The organism is Wenxinia saemankumensis, from assembly GCF_900141735.1.
Taxonomy (GTDB): Bacteria; Pseudomonadota; Alphaproteobacteria; order Rhodobacterales; family Rhodobacteraceae; genus Wenxinia; species Wenxinia saemankumensis.
Genome location: NZ_FQYO01000004.1, coordinates 329,990 through 345,657, shown reverse-complemented (window position 1 = coordinate 345,657; position 15,668 = coordinate 329,990). Strand labels below are relative to the sequence as shown.

The following is a 15,668-nucleotide window of genomic DNA, read 5'->3' as shown; positions in this document are numbered from 1 at the left end:
GATCCACGATGCCGAACGCGATCGCCATCCTCGCGCTGCTGTCCTGGCCGCTGGTCTCGCTGGGCCTGTTCCGCTGGCTGCCCGCCGGGCGGGCGCTGATCGCCTCGATCGTCGTCGCCTACCTGCTGCTGCCGCCGCTGCCCGCCGCCTTCGACCTGCCGCTGCTGCCGCCGCTGACTAAGGACACGCTTCCGCCGTTGGTCGCGCTGGTCCTGTGCCTCCTGCTCCATCCGGGCCGGATCGAGCTGATCCCGCGCAGTCCGCCGCTGCGGGCGCTGCTGGCGCTCTACATCCTGGCGCCGGTCGCCACGGTGCTGACCAATGGTGAGCCGATCTTCTTCGTCACGGCCGCGCTGCCGGGGCTTGGCCCGCACGAATCGCTGGCGATGATGGTGCAGCAGGGGCTGCAGATCCTGCCGCTGCTGCTGGCGCGGTCGCTGCTGCGCGAGTCGCGGGACGCGCGCGACATGCTCTGGGCGCTGGCGATCGGGGGCCTCGTCTACTCGCTGCCGATGCTGCTGGAGGTGCGGCTCGCCCCGGTGCTGAACCTGCGCATCTACGGGTATTTCCAGCACGATTTCGGCCAGATGGTCCGCGACGGCGGCTATCGCCCGATGGTGTTCCTCTATCACGGCCTCTGGGCCGCGTTCCTCGCCATGTCGGCCGCCCTCGCCGCGTTGGCCCTGGCTCGGGAGGAGGGGGGGCGCCGTTCGGTCTCGCTGCTCGCGGCGGCCGGCTACATGCTGGTCGTCCTCGTCCTGTGCAAGTCGATGGCAAGCCTCGTCTACGCAATCGCCTTCGCCCCGCTCGTCGCCTTCGCCCCGGCGCTGACGAAGGTGCGGCTGGCCGCCGCGATCGCGGTGCTGGCCCTGGTCTACCCTATGGCGAAGGGCGCCCATCTCGTGCCCGAGGACGAGATGCTGGCCGCCGCCACGTCGATCGACGCCGAGCGGGCCAATTCCCTCGCCTTCCGGTTCGAGCAGGAGCGCCTGCTGCTGGACCGCGCGGCCGAGAAGCCGCTCTTCGGATGGGGCAGCTACGGGCGCAACCACCTGCACGACCCGGTGGACGGCACGATCCTGACCATCGCCGACGGGCGCTGGGTCATCACCATCGGCGTGCTGGGCTGGCTGGGCTTCCTCGCCGAGTTCGGGTTGCTGACGCTGCCGATCCTGACGCTGGCCTGGCGGGCGCGGGGCATGGAGGGCGGGACGGTGCCCGGCGCGGTCGCGGCGCTGACGCTGCTGCACGCGATCAACCTCGTCGACCTGCTGCCCAATGCGACGCTCTCGATCCTGACCTGGACGATCTGCGGCGCACTGATCGGCCAGGCGGAGCGGTTCGTCCCCGTCCGGCGCAGCGCCGCGCAGCCCGTCCGGACGGTGCTGTGAGGCGCCGCATCCTCGTCATCGCCGAGGCGGCCAATCCCGAATGGGTGAGCGTGCCGCTGATCGGCTGGTCGCTGGCCCGCGCGCTGGCCGACATCGCGGAGGTGCATCTGATCACGCAGGTCCGCAATCGGGGCGCGATCCTGCGCGCGGGGCTGGAGGAGGGGCGCGACTTCACCGCCATCGACAACGAGGCGATGGCCCGCCCGCTCTGGCAGCTGGCCGAGCGGATGCGGATGGGTCAGGGCCGGGGCTGGACGGTGATGCAGGCGCTGGGCGCGCTGTCCTACCCGTCCTTCGAGCGGGCGATCTGGCGGCGGTTCGGTCCCGGGCTCCGGGCCGGCGAGTGGGACCTGGTGCACCGGATCACGCCGCTCTCGCCCACCAATCCCTCGCCCCTCGCGCCGCGGCTGAAGGCGGCGGGCGTGCCCTTCGTCCTGGGGCCGCTGAACGGCGGGGTTCCCTGGCCCCGCGCCTTCGACGCCGAGCGCCGGGCCGAGCGGGAATGGCTGTCCTACGTCCGCGGCGCCTACAAGCTGATGCCCGGGCGCGGACGCACGCTGGAGGCCGCCGCCGCCATCGTCGCCGGGTCGCGCCACACCGCGTCGGAGCTGCCGGAGCGACAGCGGCACAAGGTCGTCCACCTGCCCGAGAATGCCGTCGATCCGGCCCGTTTCCCCGCGCTGGCCGCGCCGCGCGGGCCCCGTGCGCCGGGGCCGCTGCGCGCCTGCTTCATCGGCCGGATGGTCCCCTACAAGGGCCCCGACATGGTGCTGGACGCGGCCGAGCCGCTGCTTCGCGACGGCCGGATGAGCCTTGACCTGATCGGCGACGGCCCGCTCATGCCCGCCCTGCGCGCGCGGGCGGCGGCGATCGGGCCCGGCGTCACGCTGCATGGCTGGCTGGGCCACACGGAGGTGGCGCAGGTCGCGGGGCGGGGCGACGTGCTGGCCTTTCCCTCGATCCGCGAATTCGGCGGCGGCGTGGTGCTGGAGGCGATGGCGATGGGCCTCGTCCCGGTCGTCGTCGACTATGCCGGCCCGGCCGAGCTGGTGACCGCGGCGACGGGGGTGAAGCTGCCCCTCGGGCCGCGCGCCGACATCGTGCGCGACCTGCGCGCCGCGCTGGAACGGATGGCCGCGGATCCCGCCGCGCTCGCCCCGATGGCCGAGGCCGGCCGCCGGATGGTGGCGAGCCGCTACACTTGGGCCGCGAAGGCGCGGCAGGTCTCGCGCATCCACGACTGGGCCAGGGGCCATGCCCCGCGCCCCGACTTCGACCTGACGGGAGAGACCCGATGACGACCCGCCTGATGCTGACCCTCGCCCTGGTCCTCGGCCTCGCCGCCCCGGCGGGGGCGCAGACCACGAAGCTGTGGTTCTGGGGGCACTCGCTCGTGAACCACGTCTCGGGCAGCGACGAGACGACGGTGCCGCACTGGCTGGCACATCTGGCCCGGGCCGAACGGCGCCGGTTCGCCGCCGAGGGGATGTTCGGTTTCCTCCAGCAATATGCCGAGCTGCCGCCCGAGCCGGGCTGGTCCTTCGGCCGGGTGGAGCGGGCCTGGCGGTCCAACCGGCTGCCCTTCGGCGAAGTCGGCTGGGACGCCGCGATCCTGTCGCCGCCGAACTTCGTCCAGTACCAGGCGCCGGACCGGCCGCTCGACTGGGACAATCCCGACAACCTCTCGCCCGTAGAGCTGGTCTCGACCGCCTTCGGCTGGGCCGAGGCGGAATCGCCCGGCGTGCCGCTCTGGCTCTACGAGGGGTGGGCGGACATGGCCGAATGGGGCTACCCGCCCTCGCCCCGCTCCTATCGCGACTGGGCCGAGTACAATGCCGGGCCCTACCACGACTGGACCCGCCGCCTCGCCGAGCAGGTGGGGGCCGAGATCGGCCGCGAAGTCGGCGTGATCCCGACGGCGCGGGTGCTGGCGCGGCTGATCGACGGGCCCCTGGCGGACCTGCCCCCGACCGAGCTCTTCTCGGACGACGCGCCGCACGGCACGCCGACCATGTACCTGATCGCCGCCATGGTCGTCTGGGCGCAGATCGAGGGGCGCCCGCCGCCGCCCGACACCCGCCTGCCCGAGAGCATCCACCCGCTCGTGCGGGACGATTTCGCCACGATCTCGACCGCGATCTGGCTTGCCGTCACGGCGCCGGAGGCGGAGCCGGCCGCCGTCTTCACCGCCCCGACCATCGCGCCCGAGCCCGAGGTCGAGGTCGAAGCGGGGATCGAGCCGGCCGTGCTGATCGTCCCGGACGTGCCGGAGACGGGCCTCGCGGATCCCGCGCTGTCCTTCGGGCTGAACGGCGTGAACGACTGGACGGCGGAGCAGCCCTTCGTCGACCTGATGAGGACCGCGCGGCCCTGGATCGGCCACGCGGGGGAGGAGTGGGGCGCCTGGGATTTCGACGCGCTGATGGCGGGCGGCTACCTGACGGCCGAGGGCTGGCCCCGCGCCCTGCCGGAGGGGGTCGACGCGCTGGAGACCTTCGTCCTTACCGACCAGGATCCCGGCGCGGTCTCGCTGATCGGGCGCTACGTCGTGACCTGGGCGGGGGAGGGCACGCTCGAGGTCGGCGGCCTCGCCTTCGACCAGGAGCGGCGCGGCAAGGAGATCGCCTTCTCCTACGTGCCGGGCGAGGGTCTGGTCTCGATCCGGCTGACCGCACTCGATCTCGAGGACCCGATCCGCGACATCCGCGTCTTCCGCGAGGCCGAGCGCGAGCTGGTCGAGCTGGGCGAGGTCTTCAACCCCGCCTTCGTCCGGCGGATCGCCGATGCCCGGCAGCTGCGCTTCATGGACTGGATGCTGACCAACGGCTCGCCCGTGACCGCCTGGGAGGATCGCCCCCGGATGACCGACGCGACATGGTCCTGGCGGGGCGTCCCGCTGGAGGTCATCGTCCGGCTCGCCAACGAGACGGGGGCCGAGCCCTGGGTGAACATGCCGCATGCGGCAGAGGACGATTACGTCGCGCGGGCCGCCCAGCTGGTGCGCGACTCCCTGCGCGCCGACCTGCGGGCCTGGGTGGAATACTCGAACGAGACCTGGAACTTCATCTTCCCGCAGACCGCCCATGCGGGCGAACGCGCGCGCGAGACCTGGGGCGAGGACGCGCCGGAGGAGGCGTGGATGTGGTGGGCCGGCGCCCGCTCGGCCGAGGTGGCGGACATCTGGTCCCGCGTCTTCGCCGGACAGGAGGACCGGCTGGTCCGGGTGGTCGGCGTCCATACCGGCTGGCCGGGCCTCGAGGAGGCGCTGCTCGGGCCCGACGGGTCCCGGCTCGATCCGGCGGCGCATTGGGACGCCTATGCCGTCAGCGGCTATTTCGGGCACGACCTGGGATCCGAGCGGGTGGACGAGCTGCGCGCGGCGATCCGCGACGGCGGCGGTGCCGAATGGGCCGAGGCAACGCTGCGCGAGGGATCCGTGGCCGAGCTCACGGGCGAGCTCTGGCCGCATCACCGCGCGGTCGCCGACGATTGGGGCCTCGACCTCGTCATGTACGAAGGCGGCACGCATGTCGTCGGAACCGGGGACGCGGTCGAGGATGCGGGGCTGACGGCCTTCTTCACCGCGTTCAACTACTCGCCCCGGATGGCGGATCTCTACCGCGAGCTCGCGGCGGCGTGGCGCGAAATCGGGGATGCGCCGTTCAACGCCTTCGTCGACGTGGCGACCCCCTCGAAATGGGGCAGTTGGGGCGCGCTGCGGCATCTCGACGACGCGAACCCCCGCGCCGCCGCCTTGGCCGGGATCGCGGCCGAACCATGGGGCGAGGCGCGCGACGCCTTTCGCCACGGCCTGTGGATCCGCGCCGGGTCCGAGGGCGGCCGGATCGAGGGGACGCCCTTCGGAGACCTGATCCAGGCTGGCCCGGGCGACGACGTGATCGTCGCGACGCCGGGCGACCGGATCCACGGCGGGCCGGGCCGCGACCGGGTGATCCTGCCCGGCGGGCCGGACGGGCTGAGCGAGAGCTGGGACGGCGGCGCGCTGGTCCTGTCCGGCCCCTGGGGCCGGGTCCGCGTCGCGTCGGTCGGCGAGATCGGCTTCGCCGGGGACGACACCGTCCTGACCGTGATGGAGGACGGGCCATGAGACGGGCCGACCCGGACCCGTCCGGCGGACCGGGGCGGGCGACCCGGCCGTCCCGTAGGGCGACCGGCCGGCGCGGCGCGACGCGGTGCGCCCTGTCGGGCCGTCCGGCCCTGCGCCGGCCCGTAGACCCGCCGGCCCTGCGGGTGCCGGACGGCCCCGTCGATGCCGGACGGGGCGCAGGGGCCGCCCGCTCAGCCCGCCCCCTGCCGGATCAGCCGGATCAGCGTATCGGCCCCCCGACCGGCATGGAAGGCGGTCTCGACCCGCGCGCGGCCGCCCGCCGACAGGCGGAGGGCGAGGTCGGGATCGTCCGCGATCCTTGCGATGGCGGCGGCGAGGGCCGGGGGATCCCGCGGCGGGACGAGAAGCCCCGAGATACCGTCCTCGATCAGCTCGGTCACGCCGCCCGCGCGGGTGCCGATGGTCGGTACGGCGCAGCTCATCGCCTCCATGTAGGCGACGCCCAGTGGCTCGTGCCAGCTGGCCAGCGCGAAGATGTCGGCCCGGACGAGCCCGTCCCGGACCGCGCCCTCATCCACCGCGCCCAGGAGCCGCACCCTGTCGCGCAGGCCGAGGGCGTCGATCCGCGCCTCGAGCTCGGCGCGGTAGCCGCTGCCGCCGGCATCGTCCTGGCCCGCGATCCGCAGCGTCACGTCGCGCCCGGCCTCGACCAGCAGGCGCACGGCCTGCATCAGGTCCTGGTGCCCCTTCACCACGTTCAGCCGCCCGCAGGCGAAGAGGCGCAGCGGACGGCCCGGCCCCCATGGCACGTAGGGCGCCGGCCGGACGAGGCGGTCGGTATCGACGCCCATCGGCTGGATCCCGATCACCGGCGGCAGGTCGGGGGCGAGCGCGTCCTCCACCTCGCGTCTCAGCCGCTCGGTGATGATCGTGGCGAAAGCGGCGCGGCGCCACTTGAACCGCTGCCCCGCGCCGTAATCGGACAGGGGGCCGTGCAGCGTCATCGACCAGCGCGGCCCGCCCGCCGCCTCGGCCAGCGCGGCCACCAGCGCGGCGCGGGCGCAGGAATGGACATGGACGTGATCCAGCCCGCGCGCGCGGGCATGGCGCAGCAGCCGCCCGGCCGCCGGCAGGGCGAGGGCCACGTCGCGGGCGAAGGCGCGCCCCTCGCGCCGTGCCTCGCGCAGCAGCGCGGCCCAGGGCTGGCGGGGTGCCGCGCGCAGGGCCGAGAGCGGGTCGGCGGCGCCCAGATAGGTGGTGCGCGCGATCGCCTCGCGCGACCAGTCATGGGCGACCAGCCCGGGCGGTGGAAGACGGGTCGACAGCAGGTCGACGGCGATTCCCCGCGCCTCGAGCTCGGCGATCTCGCGCCAGTAGAAGATGTGCGTCTGCCCCGGGAACTGGGGCACAAGGTAGCCGAGCCGCATCGTCCCTCCCGCTGCCGCGGGCCGGACCTTGGCGGCGGCGCCGCCACCGGGCAAGGAAAAACCGGGCAGGGACAAACCGGGCAAGGTCAAACCGCGCAGGGGAAAAGCCCGTGACCCTCGCCGTCCTGATACCCGCCGCGAACGAGGCGGGCCGCATCGGCCCCTGCCTCGACGCCGTGCTCGCCTCGACCGGGATCCCGGCCGGGGCGCGGATCGTCGTCGCCGCCAACGGCTGTACCGACGGCACGGTGGACGAGGCGCGGGACCGCGCGGGGCGGGCGGCGGCGTCGGGCTGGCGGCTTGAGGTGCTCGACCTGCCCGGACTCGGCAAGCCGGGGGCCCTGAACGCGGCCGAGGAGGCGCTGGGCCCGCACGGGGGCCCCCGCGTCTATCTCGACGCCGACGTGACCGTCTCGGCCGAGCTGATGTCCCAGCTCGCAGCCGCGCTCGACCGCCCCGGTCCCGCCTATGCCAGCGGCAGGCTGCGGATGACGGCGCGCGGACCCGCGGCCCGGGCCTATGCCGCGACCTGGGCGCGCGTGCCCTTCATGGCCGAGGGCGTGCCCGGCTGCGGGCTCTACGCGGTCAATGCCGCGGGGCGGGCGCGGTGGGGCCGCTTTCCCGACATCATCGCCGACGATGCCTTCGTGCGGTTGAACTTCGCGGAACACGAGAGGATCGGGGTGCGGGCGAGCTACGACTGGCCGGTGGTCGAAGGGGCCGCCGCGCTGCTGCGGGTGCGCCGGCGGCAGGATGCCGGCGTGCGCGAGGTCGCGGCGCGCTTCCCCGGGCTGATGGCGAACGAGACCGGGCGCCGGGCGCGGGCGGCCCCGCTCGCGGCGCGCGCGCCGCTGTCCTTCGCCTTCTATGCCGGGATCGGCCTGCTCTCGCGCGTGCTGCCGCACCGCTCGACCTGGAGCCGCGGCCGATGATCGCGCTGCGGCCCCGGTTCCTGTCGGGCAGCGGCCTCGTCGCGCGCGCGGCGCGGTCCTCGCTCATCACCTTCCTCGGTTTCGGCGGCGGTCAGGCGCTCCGGCTGGCCTCGAACCTCGTCCTGACCCGGCTGCTCTTTCCCGAGGCGTTCGGCCTGATGGCGCTGGTGACGGTGGTGCTGATCGGCCTCGGCATGTTCTCGGATGTGGGGATCGGCCCGTCGATCATGTCCTCGAAGCGGGGCGACGATCCCGATTTCCTCGACACCGCCTGGACGATCCAGATCCTGCGCGGCCTGGTCCTCTTCGCCGCGATCTGCGCGCTGGCCTGGCCGGTGGCGCAGTTCTACCGCGAGCCGGCCCTGCTGGCGCTGCTGCCGGCGATGGGGGGCACGCTGATCGTCGACGGGTTCCGGCCGACCGCCTACGAGGTGCAGAACCGGCATCTGCGCGCCGGCCTCGTGACCGCGGTCGAGCTGGCGATCCAGGCGATCGGGGTGGCGGTCGCGATCCTCTTCGCCTGGGCGTGGGGGTCGGTCTGGGCGCTGGTCGTCTCGGGCTATGCCGCCTCGCTCGCGAACGTCGTGCTGGCGACGCTGATCCTTCCCGGCCCCCGCAACCGGCTGCGCTGGGAAAGCGCCGCCGCGCACGAGCTGGTCCATTTCGGCAAGTGGATCTTCCTGTCCACCGTCTGCGGCTTCTTCATCATGCAGGCCGACAAGCTGATCCTCGGCCGGGCGCTGACGCTCGAGAATTTCGGCGTCTATTCCATCGGCTATTTCCTCGCCTCCTTCCCGATCATCCTGGGCGGGGCGCTGATGCGGCGCCTCGTGATCCCGGTCTACCGCGAGAGCCCCCCGGCCGAGAGCCGGGCGAACGCGCTGCGGGTCCGGCGGATGCGGGCCGTGGCGACGGCGGGGCTGGGCACGCTGCTCCTCGCCGTGGCGGCGCTGGGGCCCTGGCTGGTGCGACTGATGTATGACGACCGCTACGAGGCGGCGGCGGGCATCGTCACCGCCGTGGCGGCGGCGCAGATCCCGGTGCTGATCATGCAGTCCTGCGACCAGGCCGCCCTCGCCTATGGCGATTCGCGGCGCTTCTTCCGGCTGACGCTCGTTCGCGCCGTGGCGACGGTCGCAGGGATCGTCGCCGGATTGTTCGTGGGCGGGCTTCTGGGCGCGGCGTGCGGCATGGCGCTGGCCGGGATCGCGGTCTATCCCGTCCTCGCCTGGCTGAACCGGCCGCACGGGGCGTGGGATCCCGTCCACGATGCCGGTTTCTTCTTCCTTCTGAGCGTTCTCGCCGCGATCGTGCTCTGGTATCATCGCGCCGACCTCCTGCCGTTGCTGCAGATGGGGCACGGTCTGACGGCGCGGTAACCGGACGACCGGAATCATGGCGGGGCGCCGCATTCCCGCCGCAATGCGCTGACACCACCGGGCCCCGTGGGGGGCGCGTCCAAGGATCGAGGCTGACATGGCCACACGCCCGGGATCGCATGCCGTGGCTAGGGTATCGGACATCGCCATCGTCGGGATGGCCGCGCATCTGCCGGGATCGGCGGATGTCGACGGCTATTGGCGCAACCTGCGCGACGGGGTGCGGTCGATCCGGCGGCTGAGCGAGGCCGAGCTCGATGCCTCGGGCGAGGCGCCGCAGCGGCGCTCGCACAAGGATTACGTCCCCTTTGCCGCCCCGCTCGAGGGGCACGACCTGTTCGACGCGGAGTTCTTCGGCTTCTCGCCGAAGGAGGCCGCGATCCTCGATCCGCAGCACCGCCACTTCCTGGAAGTCGCGTGGGAGGCGATGGAGAATGCGGGCCATCCGCCCGAGACGCTGAGCGGCCCGGTCGGGGTCTATGGCGGCTGCGGGATGGGGTCGTATTTCTACTTCAACCTGATGACGAACCCCGATCTCGTGGCCGAGACGGGCGAGTTCCTGCTGCGCCATACCGGCAACGACAAGGATTTCCTGACCACCCGCGTCTCCCACGTCTTCGATCTGCGCGGGCCGAGCGTGAACGTGCAGACGGCCTGCTCGACCTCGCTGGTCGCGGTGCATTACGCGTGCCAGGCCCTGATGATGGGCGAATGCGACATGGCGCTGGCGGGCGGCGCCACGATCGAGCTGCCGCAGGGACGGGGCTACCTCTACAAGGAGGGCGAGATCCTGTCCCCCGACGGCGAATGTCACGCCTTCGACCACCGGGCGCAGGGCACCGTCTTCGGCTCGGGCGCGGGGATCGTGGTGCTGCGGCGCCTGTCCGACGCGCTGCGCGACGGCGACCACATCTGGGCGGTCATCAAGGGGACCGCGATCAACAACGACGGGTCGGACAAGGCCGGGTATCTCGCCCCTTCCGTGGATGGACAGGCCGGCGCGATCCGCGAGGCGCAGCGCGTGGCGCGCGTCGATCCCGCCACGATCGACTATGTCGAGTGCCACGGGACCGGCACCTATCTCGGCGATCCGATCGAGGTCGCGGCCCTCAGCGAAGCCTTCGGCGACAGCGGGACCGGCCATTGCCGCATCGGATCGGTCAAGACGAATATCGGCCATCTCGACACCGCCGCGGGGGTCGCCTCGCTGATCAAGGCGTCGCTCGCGCTGCATCACCGGCAGATGCCGCCCTCGCTGGGATACGAGGCGCCGAACCCGGCCATCCCGTTCGAGGGCTCGCCCTTCGTGGTGAACGATACGCTGCGCGACTGGGAGCGCGGGACCCATCCCCGCCGCGCCGGCGTGCAGTCGCTGGGCGTCGGCGGCACGAACGCCCATGTCGTGCTGGAAGAGGCGCCGGAGCCGCCGGCGGCGGAGGAGAGCGACTGGCCGTTCCAGCTGCTGACGCTGTCGGCCCGGTCGAAGGCCGCGCTCGACGCGGCGGCGGACCGCCTGGCGGATCATCTGGAGGCGCGGGGCGACCAGCCGCTGGCCGATGTCGCCTGGACGCTGAAGGAGGGCCGCCGTGCCTTCGACCGGCGGCGCGTGGTCGTCGCAGCCTCGCACGAGGAGGCGGCCGAGGCGCTGCGCGCGAACGATCCGCGCCGGGTCTTCACCCACACGGTCGTCGCCGAGGATCCCGGCATCGTCTTCATGTTTCCCGGCGGCGGGGCGCAATACGCGGATATGGCGCGCGGCCTCTACGAGACCGAGCCCGTCTTCCGCGAGTGGATGGACCGGGGCCTCGACGTGCTGGCGGCGGAGACGGGCGACGATCCCCGCGCCGACTGGCTGACGGACGGAAATGCGGACGAGGTGAGCGCGCGTCTGCAGCGACCCTCCGTCCAGCTGCCGCTCATCATGATCGTGGAATACGCGCTCGCGCAGCTCTGGATGGGCTGGGGCGTGCGGCCCGCCGCGCTGATCGGCCATTCGATGGGCGAGAACACGGCGGCCGCCGTGGCCGGGGTGATGGGGTTCGACGACTGTATCCGCCTCGTCAGCCTGCGCGGGCGGCTCTTCGACACGGTGCCCGAGGGCGGGATGCTGTCCGTCGCGCTGCCGGAGGCCGAGCTGAGGGCGCGGCTGGGGGAAGATCTCGACCTTGCCGCCGTGAATGCGCCCGGCCTCTGCGTGGCGTCCGGCCCCCGCGCGGCGCTGGATGCGCTGGAAGCGGCGCTGAAGGCGGACGAGATCGAGTGCCGGCGCATCCCGATCGACATCGCCGCCCACAGCCGGATGCTGGAGCCGATCCTGGACGAGTTCCGCGCCTTCCTCGCCGCGCTCGACCTGAAGGCGCCGGCGATCCCCTTCGTCTCGAACCGCTCCGGGGACTGGATCACCGACGACGAGGCGACTGATCCGGACTACTGGGTGCGGCACCTGCGCGGCACGGTGCATTTCGCGGACGGGCTGACGACGCTCTCGCAGGACCCCGAGCGGATCTACATCGAGGTCGGGCCGGGCAAGGCCCTGTCCTCGCTGGCCGGACAGCACGGGCAGGTGACTGCGAACCAGGTGATCGGCTCGCTCCGCCATCCCGAGGACGGCGCCGCGGACGATGCCTATTTCGTCGCGCAGCTCGGCCGGGTCTGGGCCACGGGCGGGCGGTTCGACTGGTCGCAGCTCTGGGGCGCGGCGCGGCGCAGGCGGGTGCCGCTGCCGACCTACCCGTTCCAGCGGTCGCGCTACTGGATCGACCCCGGCCGGACCGCCGAGGCGCCGGACTGGCCGATGCGGATCGAGGACCGGGAGCGTTGGGGCTGGGTCGAGAGCTGGCGGCCCGCCTATGCCGAATGCGGCGTGGACGTGGCGGGCGACCTGTCGGACGCGCCGGCCGCGCGCTGGCTCGTCTTTGCCGATGGTGGCCCGCTGGGCGCCGACGTGACCCGGCGGCTGATGGCGGCGGGGCACGAGGTCGTCGTGGTGCGTCCGGGCGATTCCTTCGCCCGGACGGAGGCGGGCTACACAATCGCCCCCGAGCGCGGGCGCGAGGGGTTCGACGCGATGATCTCGGCCCTAGCGGCCGAGGAGAGGATGCCGGACCGTGTGCTGCACCTGTGGCTGGCCACGGCGGACGAGGGGGCGCGGCCGGGCTCGTCCTTCTATCACCGGGTGCAGGAGCAGGGCTTCTGGTCGCTGTTCTTCCTCGCCCAGGCCTGGGGCGGGGCCGATGGCGGGCCGCTCGACATCACGGTCGTCACCTCCGAGGCGGCGCAGGTGCGGGGAGAGGCGCTGCGCCATCCCGACAAGGCCACCGTGCAGGGGCCGCTCCGCGTGATCCCGCGCGAATTCCCGCAGGTGACCTGCCGCTCGCTCGACCTGCCCGCCCCCGACGGGTCGGAGGCCCAGGTCGCGGCGGTGCTGGCCGAGGCGCTGTCCGATCCGGATAGCGGCCGCGCCGCGTGGCGGGACGGCATCCGCTACGCGCCGCGCTGGACCCGCGCCGACTTGCCGCCGACCGGGCAGATGCCGGTGGCGGAGGGGTCCGTCGTCCTGTTCACCGGCGGCTATGGCGGGATCGGCCTGACCATCGCCGAGGCGCTGATCCGCGAACGCGGGGCGAAGGTGGCGCTGGTCGCGCGCCAGCCGCTGCCGCCGCGGGGAGAGTGGGACAGGGTGCTCGCCCGGTCCGCCCCCGGCGACCGGCTGGCCGGGCGGCTGCGGGCGATCCGCCGGTTGCAGGCCGCGGCCAGCGCGTCGGGCGGGGCGGTCGCGACCTTCGCCGCCGACGTGTCCAACGTCGAGGAGATGCGCCGCGTCGCCGCGCAGATGCACGAGACGCTCGGCCCGATCTCGGGCGTGGTCCACGGGGCGGGCGTGATCGACGACGCGCCGATCCTGGGCAAGAGCCCGGTCTCGGTCGAGGACGTGTTCACGCCCAAGATCCACGGCGGGCAGGTGCTGGACCTGCTCTTCCCGGACGGGGCGGTCGAGTGGATCGCGCTGTTCTCGTCCTCCTCCGTCGCCACGGCCCCGGCGGGACAGGTCGACTACGTCGCCGCCAATGCCTGGCTCGACGCCTTCGCCGCGTCGCGTTCCGGCGGCCGGACCCGCGTCCTCGCGCTGAACTGGGGCATCTGGGCCGAGGTCGGCATGGCGGCCGAGGCGATGCGCGCCCGCGAAGGGGTGACGCCGCCGCCGCCGCAGGTGATCGACGCCGCCCTGCTGGACGCCGCGAGCTTCGACGCGGCCGCCAACCGCGTCTTCACCGCGCGCTGGCGCAGCGCCGCGCGCTGGGTTCTGGACGAGCATCGCACCCGTGACGGCGGCGCGCTCCTGCCCGGGACCGGTTACCTCGAACTCGCGGCCGAGGCGCTGGCCGCGCAGGGCGAGCCGACCACGTTCGAGCTGCGCGACCTGACCTTCGAACGGCCGCTCTCGGTCCCCGATGCCGGCGAGACGACGGTCCGGGTGACGCTGCCGCGCAGCGACAGAGGCTATCGCCTCGTGGTCGAGAGCGATCGCGGCGCGGGGTGGGAGCAGAACGCGACGGGCGAGATCCGGCTCTACGACCTGCCGACGCCGCCGCGCGTGGATCTGGAGGCCATCGCGCTGCGCTGCGGGCGGCTGACCCTGGCCGAGGAGGGCGGCACGCTGCGCTCGCCGCAGGAGGCGCATCTGCGCTTCGGCCGGCGCTGGCGGGTGATGACCGCGACGCGGACGGGCGAGGGCGAGGGTCTCGCCCAGCTCGAACTGCCGGAGGGCGATGCCGAGTACCACCTGCATCCGGGGCTGATGGACATCGCGACCGGCTGGGCGATGGACCTGATCGAGGGCTACGCACCCGATCACCTGTGGGTGCCGGTGAGCTACGCCGCCCTGCGCGTCCACGGCCCCCTCCCGGCCGAGATGGTGAGCTGGGTGCGCAGCGCCGGCCGCAACGTCGCCGACTCGGGGACCGCCCGGTTCGACATCAGCCTCTGCGCCCCGGACGGCACGATCTGCGTCGACATAAGGGGCTTCACCATCCGCAAGGTGGCGCAGGGCCTGTCGCTGGGCGCGGCGCCCGCCCGCCGCGCGGTCGAGGCCGTGCGCCCCCTCTCGCCCGAGGAGGAGCGGCTGCGCCACGCCATCTCGCAGGGGATCCCGCCGAAGGACGGGGCGGCGATGTTCTTCCGCGCGCTCGCCTCGGGCCGGCCGCGCGTGCTCGTCTCGTCGATGGACCTGACCGCGCTGATCGCGCAAGCCGGCGCCCGCGCCGAGGCCGGGCCGGCCCGCACCTTCGAGCGTCCGGCGCTCGACGGCGATTTCGTTCCGCCCGAGGGCGAGGTGGAACGGCGGCTCGCCGCGATCTGGTCCGAGCTTCTGGGCGTGAGCCGGATCGGGGCCGAGGACAGCTTCTTCGATCTCGGCGGTCATTCCCTGATCGCGGTGCGCCTCTTCGCCCGGATCAGGAAGGCCTTCGACGTCGATTTCCCGATCTCGGTCCTGTTCGAGGCGCCGACGATCCGCTCCTGCGCGCGCCTGATCGCCGAGGCCGGCGGCGATGCCGGACCGGAGGACACCGCGCGGAGCGAGGCCGCCCCGGCCCGCCGCTTCACCCATGTCGTGCCGATGCACGAGGGGGAGGGCGGGCCGAAGACGCCGTTCTTCCTCGTCGCGGGCATGTTCGGCAACGTGCTGAACCTGCGCCACCTGGCGCATCTGATCGGGGCCGACCGCCCGGTCTACGGCCTGCAGGCGCGCGGTCTCTACGGCGATGCCGAGCCGCACCGCGACATCGAGGCGGCGGCGCGCGACATGCTGGCCGAGATGCGGCAGGTGCAGTCGCGCGGCCCCTGGATGATCGGCGGTTTCTCGGGCGGAGGGATCACCGCCTACGAGATCGCCCGACAGCTGAAGGCGGCGGGCGAGGAGGTGTCGGCGCTGGTGATGCTCGACACGCCGCTGCCACGCCGCCGCCCGCTCGCCCGGGCCGACCGGCTGGCGATCCAGCGCCTGAAATGGCGCGAGGAGGGGGCGTTCTACCCGGTAAAATGGGCCGCGCGGCGCATCGCCTGGTCGCGGGCGCGGCGGCGCCCGGTGATCGAGACGGCCGCCGAGGCGGAGTTCCACGACAAGGCGATCGAGGCGGCCTTCTACGACGCCATCGCGCGCTACGAGGTGCGGCCCTGGGACGGACCGCTCGACCTGTTCCGCCCGCCGCTGGTGGGCCGGTGGGAGGTCGCGCCGGGCCGCTGGGTCTCGGACGAGCGGGCCTATGTCCTGCCCGACAACGACTGGACCGCCCATGCCCCCGCCATCGCGGTGCACGAGGTGCCCGGCACCCACGATTCGATGGTGCTGGAGCCGAATGTCCGCGTCCTCGCCGCGCGGATGCGCCGGGTGATCGAGGCGGCGGAGCGCGAGGCGGAGAGCGCGGCCTGGCCCCTGCTGCGCGCGGCGGAGTGAGCGCAACGGTGGCGGC

Annotated in this window: 7 protein-coding genes; 6 read left to right on the top strand and 1 reads right to left on the bottom strand. The window is 73.4% G+C overall.

Translation table 11 applies throughout. The features are described 5' to 3' along the window. The first annotated feature begins 8 nt into the window (after nt 1-8). From BUE30_RS18055 to BUE30_RS12690, 3 genes are read left to right on the top strand one after another with little or no spacing between them, the layout of a single operon-like run. The gene (locus tag BUE30_RS18055) at nt 9-1,391 is read left to right on the top strand and encodes a hypothetical protein (protein ID WP_073331239.1); all 1,383 of its coding nucleotides are present in this window, start codon (nt 9-11) and stop codon (nt 1,389-1,391) included. Then, nucleotides 1,388-2,689 (top strand): glycosyltransferase family 4 protein, encoded by a 1,302-nt coding sequence (locus BUE30_RS12695; RefSeq protein ID WP_073331236.1) that lies wholly within the window; start codon nt 1,388-1,390, stop codon nt 2,687-2,689. The genes BUE30_RS18055 and BUE30_RS12695 overlap by 4 nt, the downstream gene beginning before the upstream one ends. Further along, nucleotides 2,686-5,499, top strand: coding sequence for a hypothetical protein (locus tag BUE30_RS12690; protein WP_073331233.1), 2,814 nt, complete (start codon nt 2,686-2,688; stop codon nt 5,497-5,499). Before BUE30_RS12695 ends, BUE30_RS12690 begins: the two co-directional genes overlap by 4 nt. 191 nt (nt 5,500-5,690) lie before the next feature. On the opposite strand, the gene epsE is transcribed toward BUE30_RS12690, so the two are convergent. Further along, nucleotides 5,691-6,887, bottom strand: coding sequence for an exopolysaccharide biosynthesis GT4 family glycosyltransferase EpsE (gene epsE / locus BUE30_RS12685; RefSeq protein ID WP_073331230.1), 1,197 nt, complete (start codon nt 6,885-6,887; stop codon nt 5,691-5,693). Nucleotides 6,888-6,997: 110 nt separating this feature from the next. Here epsE and BUE30_RS12680 point away from each other — a divergent pair, with 110 nt between their 5' ends. From BUE30_RS12680 to BUE30_RS12670, 3 genes are all read left to right on the top strand, one after another. Next, entirely contained in the window at nt 6,998-7,819 is an 822-nt protein-coding gene (locus tag BUE30_RS12680; protein WP_073331227.1) for a glycosyltransferase family 2 protein, read from the top strand. After that, nucleotides 7,816-9,198, top strand: coding sequence for an oligosaccharide flippase family protein (locus BUE30_RS12675; RefSeq protein ID WP_073331224.1), 1,383 nt, complete (start codon nt 7,816-7,818; stop codon nt 9,196-9,198). Before BUE30_RS12680 ends, BUE30_RS12675 begins: the two co-directional genes overlap by 4 nt. A 97-nt stretch (nt 9,199-9,295) precedes the next feature. Continuing rightward, nucleotides 9,296-15,652: a type I polyketide synthase gene (locus tag BUE30_RS12670; RefSeq protein ID WP_073331221.1), complete on the top strand. Its 6,357-nt coding sequence runs from the start codon at nt 9,296-9,298 to the stop codon at nt 15,650-15,652. Nucleotides 15,653-15,668: the final 16 nt, after the last annotated feature.